14 protein-coding genes and 7 tRNA genes are annotated in these 19,085 nt (G+C 51.0%); 4 read left to right on the forward strand and 17 right to left on the reverse strand.

The annotated features are described in order from the left end of the window. The first annotated feature begins 2 nt into the window (after window positions 1-2). The 4 genes from LKD71_RS06355 to LKD71_RS06370 all read left to right on the forward strand — a co-directional run bounded on the left by LKD71_RS06355 (window position 3) and on the right by LKD71_RS06370 (window position 4,203). Window positions 3-923 (forward strand): ABC transporter permease, encoded by a 921-nt coding sequence (locus LKD71_RS06355; RefSeq protein ID WP_178045742.1) that lies wholly within the window; start codon window positions 3-5, stop codon window positions 921-923. Between the two features lie 16 nt (window positions 924-939). Next, complete coding sequence (locus LKD71_RS06360) at window positions 940-1,914, forward strand: ABC transporter ATP-binding protein (protein ID WP_227614778.1); 975 nt, start codon at window positions 940-942, stop codon at window positions 1,912-1,914. Window positions 1,915-1,931: 17 nt separating this feature from the next. Then, complete coding sequence (locus LKD71_RS06365; protein WP_178045744.1) at window positions 1,932-2,900, forward strand: ABC transporter ATP-binding protein; 969 nt, start codon at window positions 1,932-1,934, stop codon at window positions 2,898-2,900. Between the two features lie 139 nt (window positions 2,901-3,039). Continuing rightward, window positions 3,040-4,203, forward strand: a complete 1,164-nt coding sequence (locus tag LKD71_RS06370) for a DUF4317 domain-containing protein (RefSeq protein WP_227614779.1) — start codon at window positions 3,040-3,042, stop codon at window positions 4,201-4,203. A gap of 53 nt (window positions 4,204-4,256) precedes the next feature. On the opposite strand, the gene LKD71_RS06375 is transcribed toward LKD71_RS06370, so the two are convergent. The 17 genes from LKD71_RS06375 to LKD71_RS06455 all read right to left on the reverse strand — a co-directional run bounded on the left by LKD71_RS06375 (window position 4,257) and on the right by LKD71_RS06455 (window position 19,081). Then, window positions 4,257-6,089 carry a sensor histidine kinase gene (locus LKD71_RS06375; RefSeq protein WP_227614780.1) on the reverse strand — a complete coding sequence of 611 codons (1,833 nt, stop codon included), beginning with the start codon at window positions 6,087-6,089 and terminating at the stop codon, window positions 4,257-4,259. Further along, entirely contained in the window at window positions 6,064-6,777 is a 714-nt protein-coding gene (locus LKD71_RS06380; RefSeq protein ID WP_227614781.1) for a response regulator transcription factor, read from the reverse strand. The genes LKD71_RS06375 and LKD71_RS06380 overlap by 26 nt, the downstream gene beginning before the upstream one ends. Before the next feature lie 196 nt (window positions 6,778-6,973). After that, window positions 6,974-8,467, reverse strand: coding sequence for an N-6 DNA methylase (locus tag LKD71_RS06385; protein ID WP_227614782.1), 1,494 nt, complete (start codon window positions 8,465-8,467; stop codon window positions 6,974-6,976). A gap of 110 nt (window positions 8,468-8,577) precedes the next feature. Beyond that, window positions 8,578-9,411, reverse strand: a complete 834-nt coding sequence (locus LKD71_RS06390) for an MBL fold metallo-hydrolase (protein ID WP_227614783.1) — start codon at window positions 9,409-9,411, stop codon at window positions 8,578-8,580. Window positions 9,412-9,441: 30 nt separating this feature from the next. Further along, window positions 9,442-12,120, reverse strand: a complete 2,679-nt coding sequence (locus LKD71_RS06395; protein WP_227614784.1) for a hypothetical protein — start codon at window positions 12,118-12,120, stop codon at window positions 9,442-9,444. 12 nt (window positions 12,121-12,132) lie between these two features. After that, window positions 12,133-13,035 carry a carbohydrate ABC transporter permease gene (locus LKD71_RS06400; RefSeq protein WP_227614785.1) on the reverse strand — a complete coding sequence of 301 codons (903 nt, stop codon included), beginning with the start codon at window positions 13,033-13,035 and terminating at the stop codon, window positions 12,133-12,135. An 11-nt stretch (window positions 13,036-13,046) separates the two neighbouring features. Beyond that, complete coding sequence (locus tag LKD71_RS06405) at window positions 13,047-13,973, reverse strand: ABC transporter permease (protein WP_227614786.1); 927 nt, start codon at window positions 13,971-13,973, stop codon at window positions 13,047-13,049. Between the two features lie 74 nt (window positions 13,974-14,047). Beyond that, a complete protein-coding gene (locus LKD71_RS06410) occupies window positions 14,048-15,559 on the reverse strand; it encodes an ABC transporter substrate-binding protein (protein WP_227614787.1) in 1,512 nt (503 codons plus the stop codon). Between the two features lie 199 nt (window positions 15,560-15,758). After that, complete coding sequence (locus LKD71_RS06415) at window positions 15,759-16,559, reverse strand: response regulator transcription factor (RefSeq protein ID WP_227614788.1); 801 nt, start codon at window positions 16,557-16,559, stop codon at window positions 15,759-15,761. Then, window positions 16,537-18,210 (reverse strand): sensor histidine kinase, encoded by a 1,674-nt coding sequence (locus LKD71_RS06420; RefSeq protein WP_227614789.1) that lies wholly within the window; start codon window positions 18,208-18,210, stop codon window positions 16,537-16,539. The genes LKD71_RS06415 and LKD71_RS06420 overlap by 23 nt, the downstream gene beginning before the upstream one ends. 181 nt (window positions 18,211-18,391) lie before the next feature. Next, a tRNA-Leu gene (locus LKD71_RS06425) sits at window positions 18,392-18,477 on the reverse strand. A gap of 31 nt (window positions 18,478-18,508) precedes the next feature. Then, window positions 18,509-18,581: transfer RNA gene (locus LKD71_RS06430), tRNA-Val, on the reverse strand. 32 nt (window positions 18,582-18,613) lie between these two features. Then, window positions 18,614-18,687 (reverse strand) — tRNA-Asp (locus tag LKD71_RS06435). A gap of 31 nt (window positions 18,688-18,718) precedes the next feature. After that, window positions 18,719-18,792, reverse strand: a tRNA-Ile gene (locus LKD71_RS06440). A 4-nt stretch (window positions 18,793-18,796) separates the two neighbouring features. Continuing rightward, window positions 18,797-18,869, reverse strand: a tRNA-Thr gene (locus tag LKD71_RS06445). Between the two features lie 20 nt (window positions 18,870-18,889). After that, a tRNA-Glu gene (locus tag LKD71_RS06450) sits at window positions 18,890-18,961 on the reverse strand. 48 nt (window positions 18,962-19,009) lie between these two features. Continuing rightward, a tRNA-Asn gene (locus LKD71_RS06455) sits at window positions 19,010-19,081 on the reverse strand. Between the last annotated feature and the right edge of the window lie 4 nt (window positions 19,082-19,085).

The following is a 19,085-nucleotide window of genomic DNA, read 5'->3' on the forward strand; positions in this document are numbered from 1 at the left end:
CCATGTCAAACACAACAAACGAACAGGACCGCAAAGAATTTTCCTTTGAGGAAAATTTTATCGACGAAACTATCATTGCTGACAAGAGCAGCAAAACCAAAGAATTTATCAAAAAATTCATGAAAAGAAAAACCGCAGTCGCCGGTTTTATCGTAATTGTTTTCCTGGTATTTCTGGCCATCTTCGGCCAGTACCTGGCTCCCTATGATCCGGACGCTTACGACTATTCCAACATGCTGGCAGGCCCCAGCGCCGCCCATCTTTTTGGAACCGACCATTACGGCCGCGATATCTTAAGCCGTCTTCTCGCAGGAACCCGCCTGACCTTAGGCGTTTCCCTCTCCTCCGTAGTTGTGGGTGCAGCCCTCGGAACCGTCCTCGGACTTCTGGCCGGTTATTACGGCGGCATCATTGAAAGCCTTGTTATGCGTGCTTCCGACGTGCTTTTCAGTTTCCCGGACATCCTGCTTGCCATCGCCATCGTAGCTCTTCTGGGCCCTGGTATCATCAACGTGTTTATCGCCGTTATGGTCTTCACCGTGCCCAGCTTCGCCCGTATCATGCGAAGTGCCACCCTGGCCGTCAAAGGTTCCCTCTATGTGGAAGTTGCCCAGAGTCTGGGCTGTAAGGACAGTCGTCTTCTGTTTGTACATATTTTCCCGGGAACCATTCAGTCCCTGATCGTCAACTTTACCATGAGAATCGGTTCCGCCATCATGGCAGCTTCCTCCTTAAGCTTCCTGGGCTTCGGAGCAAACGTGACCGACCCCGAGTGGGGAGCAATGCTCTCCCAGAGCCGAAGCTACCTGAACGTGGCGCCGCATATGGTGTATTTCCCGGGTCTGGTAATCTTTGTCACAGTTCTTGCCTTCAACCTTTTCGGCGACGGACTCCGTGATACCCTTGATCCGAAGATCAAATGATGAAAGGAGCAAACTTATGTCCCAGGAAAATTTACTGGAAGTCAAACATCTTCGCACGGAATTTTTTTCCAGCAAAAAGAGCAGCGTCACCGCTGTCGATGATGTGAGTTTTGATATAAAAAAAGGAGAGATTGTCGGTCTCGTAGGTGAGTCCGGCTGTGGAAAAAGCGTTACCTCCCTCTCCATCATGCAGCTTTTAAAAGATACCCCGGGTAAAATCACCAACGGAGAAGTCATTTTCCAGGGCCACAATCTTCTTGATGCCTCCAAAAAGGAAATGCTGGACATCCGCGGCGACAAGATGAGCATGATCTTTCAGGAGCCCATGAGCAGCCTGAATCCTTCCATGCGTATTGATAAGCAGATGATCGAGGGAATCCGCCTCCATACCCCGCTTACCAAGGCTGAGGCCAGAAAAAAAGCGGCCGATATCCTCTCCCAGGTCGGTATCCCTGATCCCCAGCGTGTGCTGAAAAACTATCCCCATCAGCTCTCCGGCGGTATGAGCCAGCGTGTCATGATCGCCATGGCCATGAGCTGCGAACCGGATCTTCTGATTGCCGACGAGCCTACCACCGCTCTGGACGTTACCATTCAGGCCCAGATCCTGGAGCTGATGAAAAAGATCCAGCAGGACAAGGGCATGAGCATCCTCCTCATCACCCACGATCTCGGCGTTGTGGCTGAGATGTGTTCCCGCGTCATCGTTATGTACGCCGGAAAGATTGTCGAGGAAGCTCCCGTGGAGATCCTCTTTGCCAACCCGACCCATCCTTACACACAGGGCCTTATTGCCTCTGTGCCGAAGCTTGGTTCCGGCGTAAAGGTTCTTCCCAGCATCCCCGGAAGCGTACCGGATCTCTCCGCTATGCCCAAGGGCTGCCGTTTCGCTCCCAGATGTAAATACGCCACCGAAAAATGTCATCAGGAACAGCCTGAACTTCTTTCCGTAGGCGAAAAACAGAAATGCCGCTGCTGGCTTAAACACTAGAAAACGAGGGATAATTTATGGAACCGTTACTTTCTTTAAAACATGTGTCAAAAACCTTCCCGGTGGGCAAAACGATCCTCGGAAAACCGGATAAATTTGTCCATGCGGTGAATGACGTCAGCTTTGACGTATACAAAGGAGAGACTTTCTCCATCGTTGGAGAGTCCGGCTGTGGAAAAAGTACCACCGGCCGTCTCATCAACCATCTTCTGACTCCCGACAGCGGAGAGATCAAATTCATGGGCCAGGAGATCTCCCATCTCACCCAGGATCAGATGCGTCCTTTAAGAAAGGATGTCCAGATGATCTTCCAGGATCCGGCAGGAAGCCTGAACCCGCGTATGCGCGTGGAAGACCTCATCGCAGAGCCGCTCCTGATCCACACCGATATGAGCAAAGCCGAGCGGATGGAAGTTGTTCATGAGCTCCTCGGCATCGTAGGCTTAAGCCCGAAACACGCAAAGCGTTATCCTCACGAGTTCTCCGGCGGTCAGAAACAGCGTATCGGAATCGCCCGGGCCCTGACCGTAAAACCGAAGCTCATCATCGCCGACGAGCCCATTTCCGCTCTGGACGTTTCCATCCAGGCCCAGGTGCTGAACCTCCTCCATCATCTGCAGGAGAAATTCGATCTGACCTACGTTTTCATTTCCCATGACCTCTCCGTTGTGGAAATGATCTCCGACCGGATCGCCGTTATGTACCTCGGCTTCGTTGTGGAGACTGCTCCCAAGGAAATGCTTTATCAGGCTCCGATGCATCCTTACACCCAGGCTCTTCTCTCCGCCGTTCCGATTCCGGATCCCGGCCACAAGAAAGAGCGGATCATCCTGGAGGGAGATATCCCCAGCACCATCAATCTCCCCAAAGGCTGTCCCTTCGCTGCCAGATGTAAAAAATGCATGCCACAATGTCTGGAGAAACGTCCCCAGACCAAAGAAGTGGCTCCCGGCCATCTGGTTGCCTGCCATCTCTACGATAAATAATTTCAAAGCCTCAGCTGACCTGCTTCGTCAACTGAGGCTTATTTTTTGCATAAAGTGCTTGAAACAAACATGTGTTCGTGTTATACTTAGGACACGACAGGGGCAGGCCCCTCTACTATTGAAATGAGGTTTTCTACTTATGAATAAAAAAGAAATTGCAGAGATCAAAAAACAGTTCACCCCGGACCGCTGTGCCATCACCCGGATCTGCGGCTGCTATGTGAACTCCGAGAAGGAGAAGCAGCTGGAAATGAAGGAGGCTTTCCTCTCCCTCTCCGACGAGGAAATGTTCAAATATTTCGATATCTTCCGGAAAACTCTCTCCGGCACGATCGGAAAGAACCTTTTAAATATGGAATTTCCGCTTCAGCAGGAGCTGGAGGGCGGCACTCAGGAATTTCTCCTGAAGCTCCGTGACAGCGGACTCAAAGACGAGGAACTTGTGACCCAGTTTTACGATCGGGTGATCTCCTCCTATGATTTCGGCGAAAATTATCTGATCCTTCTCATCCACGCCGCCTACGACATTCCCGGCAAAACCAACGACGGCCTCGATATGGACGATGCCTCCACTGACGTCTACCAGTATGTGCTCTGCAGCATCTGCCCGGTGAAGCTCTCCAAGGCAGCTCTCTGCTACAATGCCCAGAATAACACCATTGAGGAGCGTATCCGGGACTGGATCGTGGATATGCCTTCCCTGGGTTTCCTCTTCCCGGCTTTCAACGACCGTAATACCGACCTTCACAACCTTCTCTACTATTCCAAGAACGCTGAGGAGCTCCACCAAACCCTCATCGACGAGATCCTGGGCTGCGTGACGCCCCTCTCCGCCAAAAGCCAGAAAGAGACCTTCAATTCCATCATCCAGGAGACCCTCGGTCCTGACTGCGACTACGAGGCCGTAAAGACCATCCATGAAAAGATCACAGAGATGGTGGACGAGCATGCCGATGAGCCCGAGCCCCTGACTCTGGACAAATACGAGGTGAAAAAGCTCCTCCAGGAGGGTGGCGCGACGAAAGAGGATTTGGAAGATTTCGACGAACGCTACGACGACTCCGTCGGAGAAAAGTCTTCCTTCCTGGCTTCCAACATCAGCAGCGCCAGAAAATTTGAGATCAAGACTCCCGACGTCGTGATCCAGGTGAATCCGGAACGCACCGACCTCGTGGAAACCCAGGTCATCGACGGCAGAACCTATCTCATGATCGAAGTCACCGATTCTGTGGAGGTGAACGGTCTCAGCGTCCGCCCCATCTCCCATAACAGAAAAAAAGAACCCGATTCGGCTCTTGACTGACACGTTTTCCCATGCGAAAGGGCAGCCTTATCAGCTGCCCCGCATCTTAAAATTTATCCCACTTCTGCTGCTCCTGTGGAGCTGTTTTCCGTCTTTGGAAAGCTCATTCTCGCCTTGAATAGATCACCATCCGCTTCTATATGGAAGCTTCCCCCCTGAAGCTCCACAAAGCTTTTTACAATCGCAAGGCCAAGGCCGCTTCCTTCTGTATTTCTGGATTTGTCTCCGCGCATAAACCGTTCCGTCAGTTCCTCCACATCCATGGTCAGCTCATCCCTCGAGATATTTTTCAGGACGATCTCCGCCTGATCTCCCTTATCATAGAGATTCAGGTAGGCCCTTGTCCCGGGCAGCGCATATTTGCAAACGTTGGTCAGGAGATTTTCCAGGCAGCGGTAGGTCTTTTCCCCGTCCAGCTCCAGATGGATCTCCTTCTCTGGAACCGAAACCCGGCAGTCGATCTGCGCTTCCTTCAGCCGGTCCTCCAGCTCGAAAGCCGCCTGCCGCACCAGCTCGGTCAGGTTCAGCATTTTCTTTTCTATCTTGATATTTCCGCTGTTCGCCTTGCTCACCTCGAAAAGATCCTCGATGAGCTGTTTCAGACGAAGAGATTTCCGGTCCAGAATATCAATATACTTCTTTCTGTCCTCTTCTGAAATGGTCTCGTCCTTCAGAAGATTTACATAAGTAATGATGGCCGTCAGCGGCGTCTTGAGGTCGTGGGAGACGTTTGTGATGAGCTCCGATTTCATATTCTGACTCTTGAGCTCTTCCTCCACAGCCTTCTGAAAGCCCGCCTGTACCTTGTTAAGCTCCTGCTTCAGCGGCTCAAAGATTCCCGCATCCTCCGTAATCACGGTCTCCAGATCTCCTGCCGCCAGTTTTCTGGTGCTCTCCAGCAGGATCTGATATTTGCTCCTGATCACTCTGGTATATTTTTTCAGCACGAAGAAGAGAATCACCGTGTAGACAAGCAGCGCCATCACGCCGAAATTTCCCAGAATACAGCAGACCAGAACAATGACCAGGTTCAGCCCCAGGACCTTAAACAGGATCCGGTCCGAGGTGGAAGTAAGGTCGATATCCTCCAGTGTCACCGCACAAAGTCTGAAAAAGCCCTTTATCTTCCAGTAAATCCATCTCACAGCCTTTACCACCGTACCGATGATCGTCTTCCAGAACCAGCGGACCAGCTGCACGGTCCAGACTCGTTCCAGAAAATAGCGTTTCGGCCCCAGTGTCACCACCGCCCGGAAGCTTAAGACCGCCACAAACCAGAAACTGTAGAGCAGTGTCCAGAGTCCGAACTGAATAAGATAAGAGAACTGCTCCAGCATATAAAACTCATCTGAATAGAAGAAAAAGTCGCTTAAGATTCCCAGCATTGCATAATAAGTATAGAGGGGCGAGAGAGCCAGAAAAATATTGAGCTCCAACGGCATTTTTCCAAAAATCCCGGTCCCAACCCCCAGTGAAGGGATCAGCGGAAGCAAAAGAGCCGCCAGCGCCAGAAGCACAGTCACACAGCCCACCAGAATCGGAAGACCGGACTCCGCAAGAACCGTTCTCCAGCTCACATAGATCCATTCGTCATAGCTGTTCTTATAAACGAAGTCCTTTGTCTCCACATAGGGATTCTCATAATAGACTTCCAACTGGACGTCCGACTCTGTGTCTGTCTCCGTTTCCGCCTCAATGGGCTGATCCTCCCCCAGGTTTGCGGAAGTCTCTGCCTCCGCTCTGTCCCGGTAAACGTTCATCCGCTCCTCAGCCCCCATCCGTAATCTTGGATAGCAGATGATCGTCCCCGCCGCCAGCACCACCACCACTAGAATACAGAGCAGATTGCCCAGCCATTTTTTACTGTTTTTCGATTTTGTATCCAACACCCCATACCACCTTCAAATATTTTGGATTTTTCGGATTGACTTCGATCTTCGTCCGGATATTCCGGATATGCACCATGATGGTCTCCGTGCCGATGGGTTTCTCATTCCAGATCCGTTCATAGATCTCCTCCGGAGAAAAGACCCTGCCGGGATTTCTCATGAGAAGAGCCAGAATCTTAAATTCCAGAGGTGTCAGCGTCACCGGATTTCCGTCCACGCTCACCTCCACGGTATCCTCGTTAAGTTCCAGTCCCCCAACTACATAGAAATGCTCCTTCGGCTCTTCCGTTCTGCTGCCCGCCGCCAGTTTAAGATACCGGCTGTAGCGCCGAAGCTGGGAATTGACCCTGGCCATGAGCTCCATCGGTGCAAAGGGCTTCGTCACATAATCATCCGCCCCGATATTGAGCCCTGTCACCTTGTCGATCTCCTCGGACTTCGCCGAGAGCATAATCACCGGAAAATCGTAATGCTCCCGAAGCTTCATCGTCATCGTGATTCCGTCCATCACCGGCATCATGATATCGATGATCGCCAGATGAATCTCCTCTTTTTCCAGAATCTTCAAGCCCTCCAGGCCGTTCTGGGCCTTGAAGACCTCATATCCCTGATTTTTCATATAAATACCCACGCCGTCCAGGATCTCTTTGTCATCCTCGACGATCAAAATATGGTAAGCTTCCATTTTCTTTCTCCTTTAACTCTTTACTCGCAGTCTTTGCCCTCCCGATATGCACCTCCTCATTATAAAGAGTTTTCCTTCTGAGCACAAGTATAGCGCCTAAAGCAAAAAAACAATCGGCGGAAAATCGAAAGATTTCCAAAAGAAAACTGCCGGATGCAAAGATTTCTCTCCACATCCGGCAGTTCGCCGTCTCTGATCAGGAACGCAGTCTGTCGCTCTCCACAGACAGCTCTTCCACTTCTTTTTCCTGTTCCCGGATCTTCTCAAACATTTCCTGATTCTCCGAGAGGAACTTCTGCTGCCGGACAAGTTCCGGCAGATAATATTTCCGCTTCAGTACAATGTCCTTCGTGATATAGGGCTGAACGCTTCCCCGCTTTTCCGCGTTGAAATGAGCCGCCCGAAGAACCAGAAGCAGGAAATCTTCCTCCGCCTCGTTCTCCACAGCTCCCGCCAGCATGACGTTGTCAGAGACAAAACCTTTCGTCCAGGCCTTGTAGACCGCTCCGCAATAGCTTCCCACGCGGCCGATCAGGATTGCCTGCTCCTCCTTCATCGTGGCCGTCCGGGCGCTTCCCTGGACGCCTGCCGCTCCGTAGACGCGATAAGGACCGTCCTTCTCTTCCTCGTCCAGACGCTGGCCGCTCCAGATTTTTAAGAAGGTTTTTCCCTCTTTCTCCGGCCATTTTTCCTTGCCCGCATCCCTTAGAAGGCTACACTCCAGAAGCCCGTACTCGCAGTCCAGAATCTCCTTGATAACCGCCTTTCTGGTCTGGATTCCCTTCTGACAGGGGAACATACCGATCTGTCCCAGTTCATTTTCATAGACGGAAGGAATTTTCTCAGAAAGCTGAGCCAGCCGTCTTCGCAGTACCCGCTCTCTGGAGAGAAGAGCCCGCTCATCCACTTTTTCCTCTCCCAGGTATTCCTCAGTAGAAAGAATATACTGGTGCTGGGAGAGAATCGTCCGGTTCAGCGTGCAGACCGGGCCGCTCTTTCTGTAAATTTCCGGCAGACTTTTCAGCTTCTCCGGCTCCACCTTCCGAAGGTCATAGAAACGGGTCATGCCGTCCCCTTTTTCCTTCGCAAAGATAAAGATTCCCGTACGCACCTCCGCATAGGGCAGGAAGGCTGAAATCGGCAGAAGGATTACCTGCTCCACATGAAATTCTTCCACAAAACGTTTCCGAAGCTCCACATCTTCCGCCGCCGTCCGGTTCAGAAGACCGCCGGGAACCACAGCCGCGCACCGGCCGTTCTCTGCCACACAGTCTGTCACCTGAGTCAGGAACTGGCTCTCCAGTCTCACCCGGCCCTTATTTCCCTCTCTCGTATAACCGAAGGGCGTGTTCATCAGTACCGCGTCGAAAGTCTTTTCCTTCGCTTTTTTTCCTTTTTTCTTCTTAAAATACTCCGCAGCCTTCTCCGTCGGTCCGCAGACAAGAAAGTTTTCTCTTCCATCGGAGGTGTCCTCGGCTCCGGTCCAGTTTTCAAACACCAGAAGCTCTTCCTCTGATTTCTTCTGCTTCATGGCCGCTGCCCGGAGAAGAAACTCCTCGCTTCCTCCGCAGATATCCAGCACCGTGCCCTCCCCAAGAGGCAGGGCCTCTGCCATGAGCCTTACAATTTCCAGCGGTGTCTGATAAACCGCCTTCGTCAGATATTCTTTCGTCAGTTCCCTTAATGCCATATCATCTACTCCGCTTCCAAAATTTCCGGCAGGAGCCGCCTCTTTGTGCGACAACTGCGTCTTATGAAGGGATTATAACACAAAACCTGTCGAAAAAGATATCTTTTTCTTTATTCGTAGATATGGTCTTTCCGGTAAATCAGATTGCCGCATTTTCCGTCCAGCCGCTTCATCTGCGGGGTCGCCTTCTTGGCGATGAAGGCTTCCATTCCCATGAAAGAAAAAGGCACATCATCGGTGGTTCCGGCCTTTATCTCCTCGCAGAGCTCGATCATGTTCTCCATGATCTCCGCTCCCGTCTCCATATCATGATGAGAAATAAAGACCCGGCTGTACCGCCCTTTCGTTCGCTCCAGCACCTTTTTCGTCGTCTCCTCATAGGCCTCCACAGAGGTGGTCTCCGCCCCGAAAAGGAAGGTAGAATTGTTGCAGGCATCTCCGAGAATCAGGATTCCATCCTCCTTTAAAAGGAAGGCCGTGCTGCCTTTGGTGTGACCCGGATAGGCGATGGCCTCAATGGTCAGTCCTCCCAGATCAAAGATCGTGCCATCTTCCAGCGGAAGAAACTGGTAATCCGGCGTGGGCGGTACAAAATCTTTTTCCTCAATCCTGGCGAAAACCTCCGGTGCCAGACCCATCTGCATATAGCCCTTCCGCTCCGGCAGCGGGCACTGGGCCTGATAGAGACCAAGATCCTTATGATTCATATAGACCCGGTCAAACTCCGGCGCTCCCAGCGCATGGTCGATATGGCCATGGGTCAGAAGAACCAGAAGTTCCTTGTCCGTCAGCTTTTCCACCAGACTTCTCAGATGACCGACGCCCAGACAGGTGTCAATGAGCGCCGCTTTTTCCTGCCCTTCCACCAGATAAAGAAGCTCTCCGGTGATGCTTCTAAGCAGTGTTATATGGTCGTTTATCTTCTCCGTACTGTAATATTCCATCTGTTTTTCCCCCTTTTTCCACCTACTTTATCACTTTTGGAAGGAAATTTCCACAGTTCCCACAATACCCGTGGGGGACAGCGGGCCCGGAAGTCCCATGCCGTTCACATCGGCTCCGATAGCTCTGGCCTTCCGCTCCACCGTGGTGGCCACCTCGATGACAATGCTGATCTCTCCACTAAGATTTCCCAGCTCATAGCGGTAAGATCTGGCTGTCTTCATCCCTGCAGAAATACCATTTACAAAAACCTCTGCTGACTCGTAAACATCCTCAATCGTGAGAACAGCTTCCTTCCAATTCTCCGCCTGCACCTTCGTCTCATAGCGGTAGAAACCGGAGAACTCCGGGTGAAGCTCTGCCATTCCATGAAGGAGATCCGCTTTTTCCTTCCCCTCAAAGGCCGGATAAGCTTCCGCCTCGCAGCGGAAAACCTGGAAATCAGTGAGAAGCTGCTGCTCCCGGCTGCCACTCTCTTTTTCTTCCGTCTCTTCCGGCAGAGTCCCTTCCACGAGAATCATCATTTCCAGCGGAACCAATGAAACATGGACCTTCGTCTCGCCATTTTTCTGTTTTATTTCTGCCTTTTTCAGACGGTTCTCCCAGGCATCATAGATGACATAGCTTTTGTTTCCCGGGATTGTCACCCACTGATCAATGGTTTTTCCGTTATCCTCATTTAAGAAGAAATAGATCTCCTCTTCATTTTTATAATGATAAACCGTGAAGAAGCGTTCCGGCTCCTCCAGTTTCGCCGTACGGCAGGGGAAGTCCCCAAAAGCTTTTCCAAGCTCTTTCACCGGTACACAGGACCAGTTCTTCCGGAAAGCTTCTGCCAGAGCAGCACTTTCTTCCGCGGAACGATCACTGACGCCCAAGGGATAATGACTGGTAAAGACTACCCGTAACCCATTTGCTGCGGCTTCGGCGATAAACTCTGCTACCGGTCCTGTAAGATAATCACAGCCAGACACCACCAGAGCATGAAGCTCCTGGCCATTCACCCGAAGCACCTTCTTTTCCCGATCGAAAACCGTATGGAAATACTCTCTTGCCTCAAAGACATCCGCCGGAAGAATCAGGAAATTGATCTGCGCCTCCGTCAATGCCCGGCAGGCAAGGATATTGCTCTCATAACCGCCGGCCCACTGGCTCTCGCCATGGTAGAGAAGACCTACCGCCGCCTGATCTTTTCCTCCATCCAAAAGATGGCAGATCCGGTTCGTATAAGCCATGAGCTCGCCGAAGACCCGGTACTGTGGATTTTTTCCATGGGCATAGAAATGGGGCGGGCAGTCCGGATCCGGAAATTCCTTCGGTGAAAAGGCATGGGGCACGAAGCGATTCACGCCCCGGGCCAGGAAGTGATCCATGAGATATTTCTCGGTCTTCACACCCATTCTCCAACCATAAGCGCCAAAATTCTCACACATACAACGGCCTTTTTTCCTGGGATCAATGGCTCCCATGGAAGCCCCCATTCTTCCCAGCATGTAATGGTAAAAGCCCGCGTCATCCTGACACATGGAAGGCAGTCTCCGAGGCATATCCTGAGCTCCCGGCCATACCTGGCCTCCGATGTTGTCGATGCCCGCCATGTGCTGACCGGCCAGTCCCCGGAAGAAATGGCCCATGCTCGGCCCCAGATTCGCATTGGAATCGCAGTCCTCCAGCATGTGACCGATATACTCCACTCCATGAGCCTCGCACCAGTCCCCCAATTGTCTCGAGAAGCACTCCTCCACCTTCCGGCTCACAGCGTTCATGTAGGCAGTCCGCATCCAGGCCTTCTCGTGATCGTCCTCTGCCTCACTCCAGAGAAGGTTCAGTTTCCCTCTCCAGTCTGCAGTTCCGTAAGCCTGATCCATGGCCTTCTCCATCTCCTTTGACCAAGAAAGAGGCATATCCGGCTTTCCGATGAGGTCGCCTCCCGTATAACCCGGCGTGTTTCCGACGGGCGGCTCGTCACTGAAAAAGCCTGCGATGACGTTTCCGAAATATTTCTCATAACGGGCAAAATGCGGCTCATAAACCGCGTCGATGAGAAGACGGCAGGAAGCCTTATCCAGGAAGTTGATGTAATCGTTTCTTCCCTTGGCATCCCGGGTGAGATAAATCACATAGATTTTCCAGTAACCCTCCGGCACATCCCAGGTCAGCATCCCGTCCTTCACCTGAGCCGTCAGATCCACCGTTTCTCCGTCTTTTCCCTCCTCTCCCACTTTGCTGGCCAGCAGACGGAATAAATAATCGTCATGCCATTTTTTCAGTCCGGCAGGTTCCGGCGGCATCCAGGGTGGCGCCGGCTGGGGTTTTGCCCAGGCCTTAACGTCAATGGTCATTTCCTTTGCCGGACCTGCCACACCCAGAAGGTTGTGATCCAGATACTGGTGCGTTAGCTCCATATCGGCCTTTAATACCGCTCCGGCCGCATAGCCCGTCGGGAAATGCTGGTCATCCAGAATCCAGACCCGCATCCCGCGTTTTTCCGCCTCTTCCAGAATGATATCCATATCCCGCCACCAGTCCGGCCCTGCAAAGTCCGGATGGGGACGGCTTTCCACGCAGACCTCCCTGATATTTGCCTCCCGGATGGCCCGCATGTAATCTCTCAAGACGCTTTCCTCTTCGCCGCGCTGCCAGAAAAAGGGGAAGATATAGTTTCCGCCGTTTCCCTCCAGCACCTGTTTCAGTCTTTCTTTCAGCTCCATCTTCTTCCCTCCTTACTCCTTGACACCACCCAGGGTGATACCTTTGACAAAATATTTCTGGAAAAACGGATACGCGCACATGATGGGCAGAATACCGATCACAGCGATTGCCATACGCATCGTGGTGGAAGGCAGCTGTTGGGCAGCCTTCGCGGCCACATCCGAGTTATTTGCCAGGAAATTGATGTTCTCATTGATCCGGTTCAGTACCAGCTGGATCGTGTAATACTGGGAACCGCCGTTTTCCGTCAGGTAGTAAAGACCGTTGGTCCAGTCGTTCCAGTAACCAATGGCCGTCATCAGGCCCACCGTCGCCATGATCGGAACAGAAAGGGGCATAACAATCTTCGTAAACACCGCGAAAACTCCGGCTCCGTCCATTCTCGCCGCCTCCAGAATACTGGGGCTGATGCTGTTGGAAAAATAGTTTTTCACGAGAACCACATTGAAGGGACTCATCAGAAACGTGGGAACGATCAATGCCCAGATCGTATTTTTGATGTGAAAAATGTTGGAATATACATAGTAGCTTGCCACCAGACCGCCGTTGAACAGCATGGTGAAAATGCAGAGGAACATCAGGATTTTATGACCCGGCAATTTGTCGTTGCTCACGACGAAGGCAAAGGTGCTGGTGATGACAAGGCTTAAAGCCGTACCGATGACCGTTACCAGAATCGTCATAAGGTACGCTCTTCCGATAGTCGCCCATTCGCTGGCGATGTACTGATAAGCCTCCAGGCTCCATTTTTCCGGAGTAAAGGAATAGCCGTTCACCAGAGCGGTCTGGTTGTCAGTAAAAGACGCGATCACCAGAAGGATAAAGGGAAGGATCGCCAGAAGGCTTCCGATGATCATGACTGTATGGGCACCGATCTGCCATGCGGTGCTTTCTTTCATAACTTTCTTCTTCATGCCGCTACCTCCTAGAATAATGCGTTTTCTTTGCTGAATTTACGGATCAGGGCGTTGGCGCCGATGATCATGATGAAGCCGACAACCGACTGGTAAACGCTGGCCGCACTGGACATACCAAAGTCGCTGCTCTTCATCAGGGCGTTGTATACATAGACGTCGATGGTTCTGGTCACACCGTAAAGGGTACCGCTGTTCATCGGGATCTGATAGAACAGACCGAAATCGGAGTAGAAAATTCTTCCGATCTGGAGCACAAACATCGTGATGACGGTAGGTTTCAGAAGCGGCAGGGTGATGCATTTGATCTGCTGCCATTTACTGGCTCCGTCCAGGGTGGCTGCCTCATAATAGTCCTGGCTGATGCCCACAATGCTGCTGAAATAGATGATCATGGCGTAGCCCAGGGATTTCCAGAGACTTACGAAAGTCAGGATAAAGGGCCAGTATTGCGGGCTGTTGTACCAGGAAATTCCCTTCAGACCCAGTTTTTCCAGAATTGCGTTGTTCACAAGACCGGTCTCTGCGGAGAGGAAGGCGTAAACAAGGTAACTTACAATAACCCAGCTCATCAGATAGGGTAAAAGGATCAGGCTCTGATAGAGACGGCTGGCGAAACGGCTCTGGATCTCGTTGACCAGAATCGCAATGGCAATGGCCAGAACCGTGGTCAGCACGATAAAGGCCACGTTGTAGAGAATCGTATTTCTCGTGATGGTAAAGGCATCCTTGGAGGCAAACAGGAACTTGAAGTTATCCAGGCCGCACCAGTCGCTTCCAAGGATTCCCTTACGGAAATTCAGGTTTTTAAAGGCGATAATTACACCGAACATCGGCAGGTAGTTGTTGCAGATCATATAGATCACGCCGGGAAGAGCCAGGAGATAATAGGGTAAAAATTCTTTCCAGCGGATTTTTTTCTTCGTTTTTCCGGACATAAAGGCTCCTTTCTGGCAGAAAAAGCCCCGGGATGATCCATCCCGGGGCCGTCCCACTCATGACACTTTTCTTTTTACTGCTGTGCTGCTTCCCATTCTGCGTACTGTTTCTGGTTCTCAGCGATGACATCATCGATGCCTGCTGCTTTCAGTGCGCTGCGGAAGTTCTCCATCTCGGAGACGGGATCTACAACGCCCATGCCGAGAACTGCTTTGTACTGGGTGATGACATCATTGACTGCTGCATACTGAGTTTTTACAGAATTGCTGTTGAAGCAGTAGCCCAGTGCTCTGGAGATATGATCATCTGTGATGGAGCTGTTGAAGTTCTTCATTGCATCGTAATAAGTCTCATTCAGCGGAGCCATTACATAGTCTTTCATCTTGTCGCCCCAGACGTTCAGAACTGCGGAGTAGGGAGTGTTGCTGGCATCGATGCCTTCCGGATACTCTACGACACAGTCGCTTCCTTCAACAAAGTTGTAATGCGTTCCTTCGATTCCACGGTACAGAAGGTTTACGATATCTTTGTCTTTGTAAGTCAGGTTCAGGAATTCCATGGTCTTTTCCGGGTTGTCACAGGTGATCGGGATCATCCACTGCGTTACCTGGTAGAACTGGGTCATGGATGCCGGTGCGGAGGTGTAAAGCGGAACCACATCGGTACCAACATAAGCCTGCATGTTGACACTGTGGTTGGCGATCATATCCGGCTCTGCGTTGCTGAACATTCCGAGATAATTTCCGGTCTGCATCTGTACCAAAGAAGAATCTGTGGTGGTGTTGCAGTCCTGGGAAAGATAGCCATTTTCAAACCAGCTGCGGACGGTATTGCAGTAGTCTTCAAACTCCTGGGTCTCAAAATAGTTTACGATCTCGTCCTCGCCCTGACCGTAATCCATCAGAACGCCGGATGCATAGCTGGCTCCCAGCTGATCGGTGTGATCGAAGTAGGAATAAATCGGATCCTCACTTCCGTTTGCTGCGATACAGTGGAAGGCATCTCCCTCTCCGGCCTGAACAGTAGCAAAAATCTCGCTTAAATCTTCCAGTGTGTAAATCTTATTTTCATCATACTCGATGCCGTATTTGTCCAGCAGGTCTTTCCGGCACTCAAAGGCTTTTACACGGCCCATTTTTTCCTCGGTGGGAATACCGTAAAGAGCTCCGTCAAAATATCCGCCCTTCATAGCCACGCCCTCGGCCTCCACGATGTCCTGACCGTACTGGTCTACCAGATCACCGAGCTCCAGGAGCATGCCTTTGTTCGCATAGTTGGCAACGCCGCCTTCGAAAATGCTGATAGCCAGATCCAGTTTCTCACCGGAAGAAACCATAAGGCTTGTGGTGTTGTTTGTCTCAAAAGCGCTGACCGGATAAAAGGTTACATGGACGCCGATCTCGGACTCGGTTCTCTCATTGATGGCATCCTCCACCTTCTGAAGATCGGAAGGGGTGGTTCCCAGAGTCGGGAACTGTACGACTACTTCGTAGATATCGTCGTCTGCGGATACCGGCATTCCTCCGGTGACACCAAGAGTCATGGCTGCTGCCATGGTAAGGGCTGCTGCTTTCTTAAATTTCATTCTTTCTTCCTCCTTTATTGGGATTCACGTTTTTCTTGATGTCTGTATTCTATCTCTGATTCCGCCTTCTCTCCACAGCGGAAATCGACTGTTTTTTTCAGATTTACGACTTTCCGACTTTTGAAAAAACGACCTGCTTTTTCGTTTTTCCGACTCCGGATTTTTTTGGAAAAACGACTTCAATTTTCACTTTTCCGACTTACTCCTCGTCTCCGCCGTGCTCCTTCTTGTACTGCATGGGCGAACAGCCGTAGCAGCGCTTAAAGGATGAGGCAAAATAGGGATAATTCTGATAGCCCACCTTCTCCGCCACCTGATTGACGTTTGCCTTCGGCTCTTTCAGAAGAAGCGCCGCCAGCCGCATCCGCTCCTGAATCAGGTACTGACTGATAGAAATTCCATGGGCCTTTTTGAACACCCGATTGAGGTAATCCTTATTTAAAAACATCTCCTCCGCAATACCCGATACCAGAAGCTCGCTGTCCGAGAGATGCTGCTGAATGTACTCCTCCGTCTGCCGGACGATCTCCTTTGCGGAGCGGCTGCCTTTTCCGGGTTCCATTCCTTCCTCGGGCCCGGAAAGTTCTCTGGAACCGTACTTCACCAGCTCCTGCTCCCGAAGCCTTCTCTGAAGCCCTGCACAGACCTTTTTCACGCGCTCCGCGATGACTTCGTAGGGTGCAGGTTTTAAGATATAATCGCTGCAGCCCAGAGAAATTGCATCCTGGGCGTACTCGAAATTCGCATGGCAGGTCAGAAAAATGCAGGCAATCTCCTTATTGATCCCCCGGATGCTCCGAAGAAGATCGATGCCGTTATCCCCGGACATCTCGATATCGCAGAGCATCAGATGGATCTCCTGGGTGTTCAAAATTTTCAGCGCACTTTCCGCACTATAGGCCGTCCAGATCTTTCCGTCGATGCCGCAGGCCTTCCAGTCAATGCCATTCATCATTCCTTTTATCGTAATCACTTCATCATCCACAATCAGTAAGTTCATCGTCTGCCTCCCTGGGTATTATAATCTGGAAACAGGTGCCCTCTCCCGGCATGGATTCCACCGAAAGTTTTCCTCTGTCCCCGTAAAAATAATGGATTCGCCGGTAAGAATTGGCGATGCCCACATGAATCCGCCCTTCCTTTTCATGAGGAAAGACGCCGTTGTTGATATTTTCCACCATCTCCGGCGCCATGCCCGGCCCGTCATCGGAAACCGTAAAAACTGCCTCCTCGCCGTCCACATAGGCCTCCAGCCGGATATGGAGCTTCTGCTCATAGTTCATCACATGCTTGAAAATGTTTTCCACAAAGTTGTGGATCAGAAGGGGCGGCACTTCCACCTCCAGCGCCTCCGGGTCCACATCGTAGACCACCTCAAACCAGTCCGGATAGCGAAGCTCCGAGATTTCCAGATATTTCTGGATCAGCATAAACTCTCGCTCAAAGGGCTGGAGATCCTTTCCATTCTGAAAAATGTGCCGGAAATAATCGGAGAGATAGAGTGCCAGTTTCTGAATGCTCTGGTAATTTTCGATCTGAGCAAAGCTGTAGAGCAGATTAAACATATTCATGAGAAAATGAGGCCGGATCTGCAGCTGGAGATTGCGAAGCTCCATCCGCTGTCTCGCCAGCTCTTTCTCATAATTTTCAATTTTCAGCGTCTTTAAACGGTCCGCCATATCGTTGAAAGTCTCATCAATGACCAGAAATTCCTCGGAGGCCTTCCGATAAGGAATCCGATAGTCCTGATCTCCGCCTTTTAAGAGGATCATCGCATCCCGGATCGCCTTTAAGGGCTGCACCACCAGCCTGTCCAGATTCAGAATCAACACCGGAATCAAAAGTACATAGAGGATCATCAGTACGATGCAGAGAAGCTGAATCCAGGGGAGCCGAAAATAAGCCTCCGATTTCGGCACGACCAGCTGAATCAGAAGATTGGCTTTCTCCGGGACACAGCTCACGGAAAGTTTTTTTCTTCCTGTCTCCGCACTCCCCGTTCCCTCCAGAAAATGCACCTCCATATCGGAAAAAGCAGCGCTTTTCAGCAGTTCTTCCTTCGAAGCATCCAATGAAAACAGGCCACCGTAATAGATATCTCCTGTCACGCAGACCCGAATCAGCCATTTCATTCCACCGAGCTCGATGAGGCCCCAGCGGGCATAACCTTTTCCCCGCTCTTCCTTTAGCCAGTCGATGAGCTCTGTTTTCACCTGCACAGCCTTCATGGAATTTACCCCGAAAAGATCCGTCAGCCCCGCAAAAGAAGTCCCCTCCTCAGGTCGGTACCAGAAATAGCCGTCCGTCGTGACTCCGTTCTTTGCATTGCTGTTCAAATAAGAAACCAGGCTGGTCTCCGCCCGATAATAGGTTCCATCCCGGATCTCACGCTCTGAAAAAATCTTGAAATCATCCCGCTCCTTCAAAACGGAACTCAGGAAGTTATTAGCCGCCTCGATGCGGTTCTCCAGCTGCTGGGCCGTGAGCCGCACCAGACTTTCCATCGTCATCTCTGTCTGCCGGCAGGCATTTCCGATGGAAGTGCTGGCCGTATAGAGCGCCGCCAGGTTAAAGGGTGCAATAAAAAGAATCAGCAGCATCACAATCTTCCAGGTAATCGAATTTTTTGAAAAACGAAACTTCTTCCTCATAAACTCTCCCCCGCCTTGTGTTTTCTTTTTATAGTATAAGCAGGAACAGCGCTTTCTTCAAGTAACAAAAAGCAGGTGATCTGTGTCAAAAAAGTGTCAGGGATAATGTATGGACAAGTAAGAAATGAAAACAGAAATTCAGGCAACAAAAAAACCCTTGAAAATCAAGGGCTTCTAAGTATGCCGGCGACCGGAATCGAACCGGTACGGGAGGTTAGTCCCGCAGGATTTTAAGTCCTGTGCGTCTGCCAGTTCCGCCACGCCGGCAATCACACTCACATATTTCTATATGAGTAAATGGGGCCTATAGGGCTCGAACCTATGACCCTCTGCTTGTAAGGCAGATGCTCTCCCAGCTGAGCTAAGACCCCAAATTATGAAATTTACAAGTAAGACTTGTAAACGACCCAGACGAGACTCGAACTCGTGACCTCCGCCGTGACAGGGCGGCGCTCTAACCAACTGAGCCACTGGGCCAAACATATACTATGATATTTTCCAATAGAAGTGGACCTTCGGGGACTCGAACCCGGGACCGACCGGTTATGAGCCGGTTGCTCTAACCAACTGAGCTAAAGGTCCAGAGAGCCGATGATCGGACTCGAACCGATAACCTGCTGATTACAAATCAGCTGCTCTGCCAATTGAGCCACATCGGCACGTTAACCAAATATCATAATGACTCCTACGGGAATCGAACCCGTGTTACCGCCGTGAAAGGGCGATGTCTTGACCGCTTGACCAAGGAGCCAAACATTAGAAAAAGGAAGCTTGTTCATCGCAGGTTTCCTTTTCTTAACTCCCCGAGTTGGGCTCGAACCAACAACCCTTCGGTTAACAGCCGAATGCTCTGCCATTGAGCTATCGAGGATTAT

It is taken from the genome of Fusicatenibacter faecihominis, from assembly GCF_020686945.1.
Lineage (GTDB): Bacteria > Bacillota > Clostridia > Lachnospirales > Lachnospiraceae > Limivivens > Limivivens faecihominis.

Coding starts and splice junctions, on each gene's coding strand:
- LKD71_RS06355 (WP_178045742.1), top strand. CDS start 3: ATGTCAAACACAACAAACGAACAGGACCGCAAAGAATTTTCCTTTGAG.
- LKD71_RS06360 (WP_227614778.1), top strand. CDS start 940: ATGTCCCAGGAAAATTTACTGGAAGTCAAACATCTTCGCACGGAATTT.
- LKD71_RS06365 (WP_178045744.1), top strand. CDS start 1,932: ATGGAACCGTTACTTTCTTTAAAACATGTGTCAAAAACCTTCCCGGTG.
- LKD71_RS06370 (WP_227614779.1), top strand. CDS start 3,040: ATGAATAAAAAAGAAATTGCAGAGATCAAAAAACAGTTCACCCCGGAC.
- LKD71_RS06380 (WP_227614781.1), bottom strand. CDS start 6,777: ATGGAAGCTTACCATATTTTGATCGTCGAGGATGACAAAGAGATCCTG.
- LKD71_RS06385 (WP_227614782.1), bottom strand. CDS start 8,467: ATGGCATTAAGGGAACTGACGAAAGAATATCTGACGAAGGCGGTTTAT.
- LKD71_RS06390 (WP_227614783.1), bottom strand. CDS start 9,411: ATGGAATATTACAGTACGGAGAAGATAAACGACCATATAACACTGCTT.
- LKD71_RS06395 (WP_227614784.1), bottom strand. CDS start 12,120: ATGGAGCTGAAAGAAAGACTGAAACAGGTGCTGGAGGGAAACGGCGGA.
- LKD71_RS06400 (WP_227614785.1), bottom strand. CDS start 13,035: ATGAAGAAGAAAGTTATGAAAGAAAGCACCGCATGGCAGATCGGTGCC.
- LKD71_RS06405 (WP_227614786.1), bottom strand. CDS start 13,973: ATGTCCGGAAAAACGAAGAAAAAAATCCGCTGGAAAGAATTTTTACCC.
- LKD71_RS06410 (WP_227614787.1), bottom strand. CDS start 15,559: ATGAAATTTAAGAAAGCAGCAGCCCTTACCATGGCAGCAGCCATGACT.
- LKD71_RS06415 (WP_227614788.1), bottom strand. CDS start 16,559: ATGAACTTACTGATTGTGGATGATGAAGTGATTACGATAAAAGGAATG.
- LKD71_RS06420 (WP_227614789.1), bottom strand. CDS start 18,210: ATGAGGAAGAAGTTTCGTTTTTCAAAAAATTCGATTACCTGGAAGATT.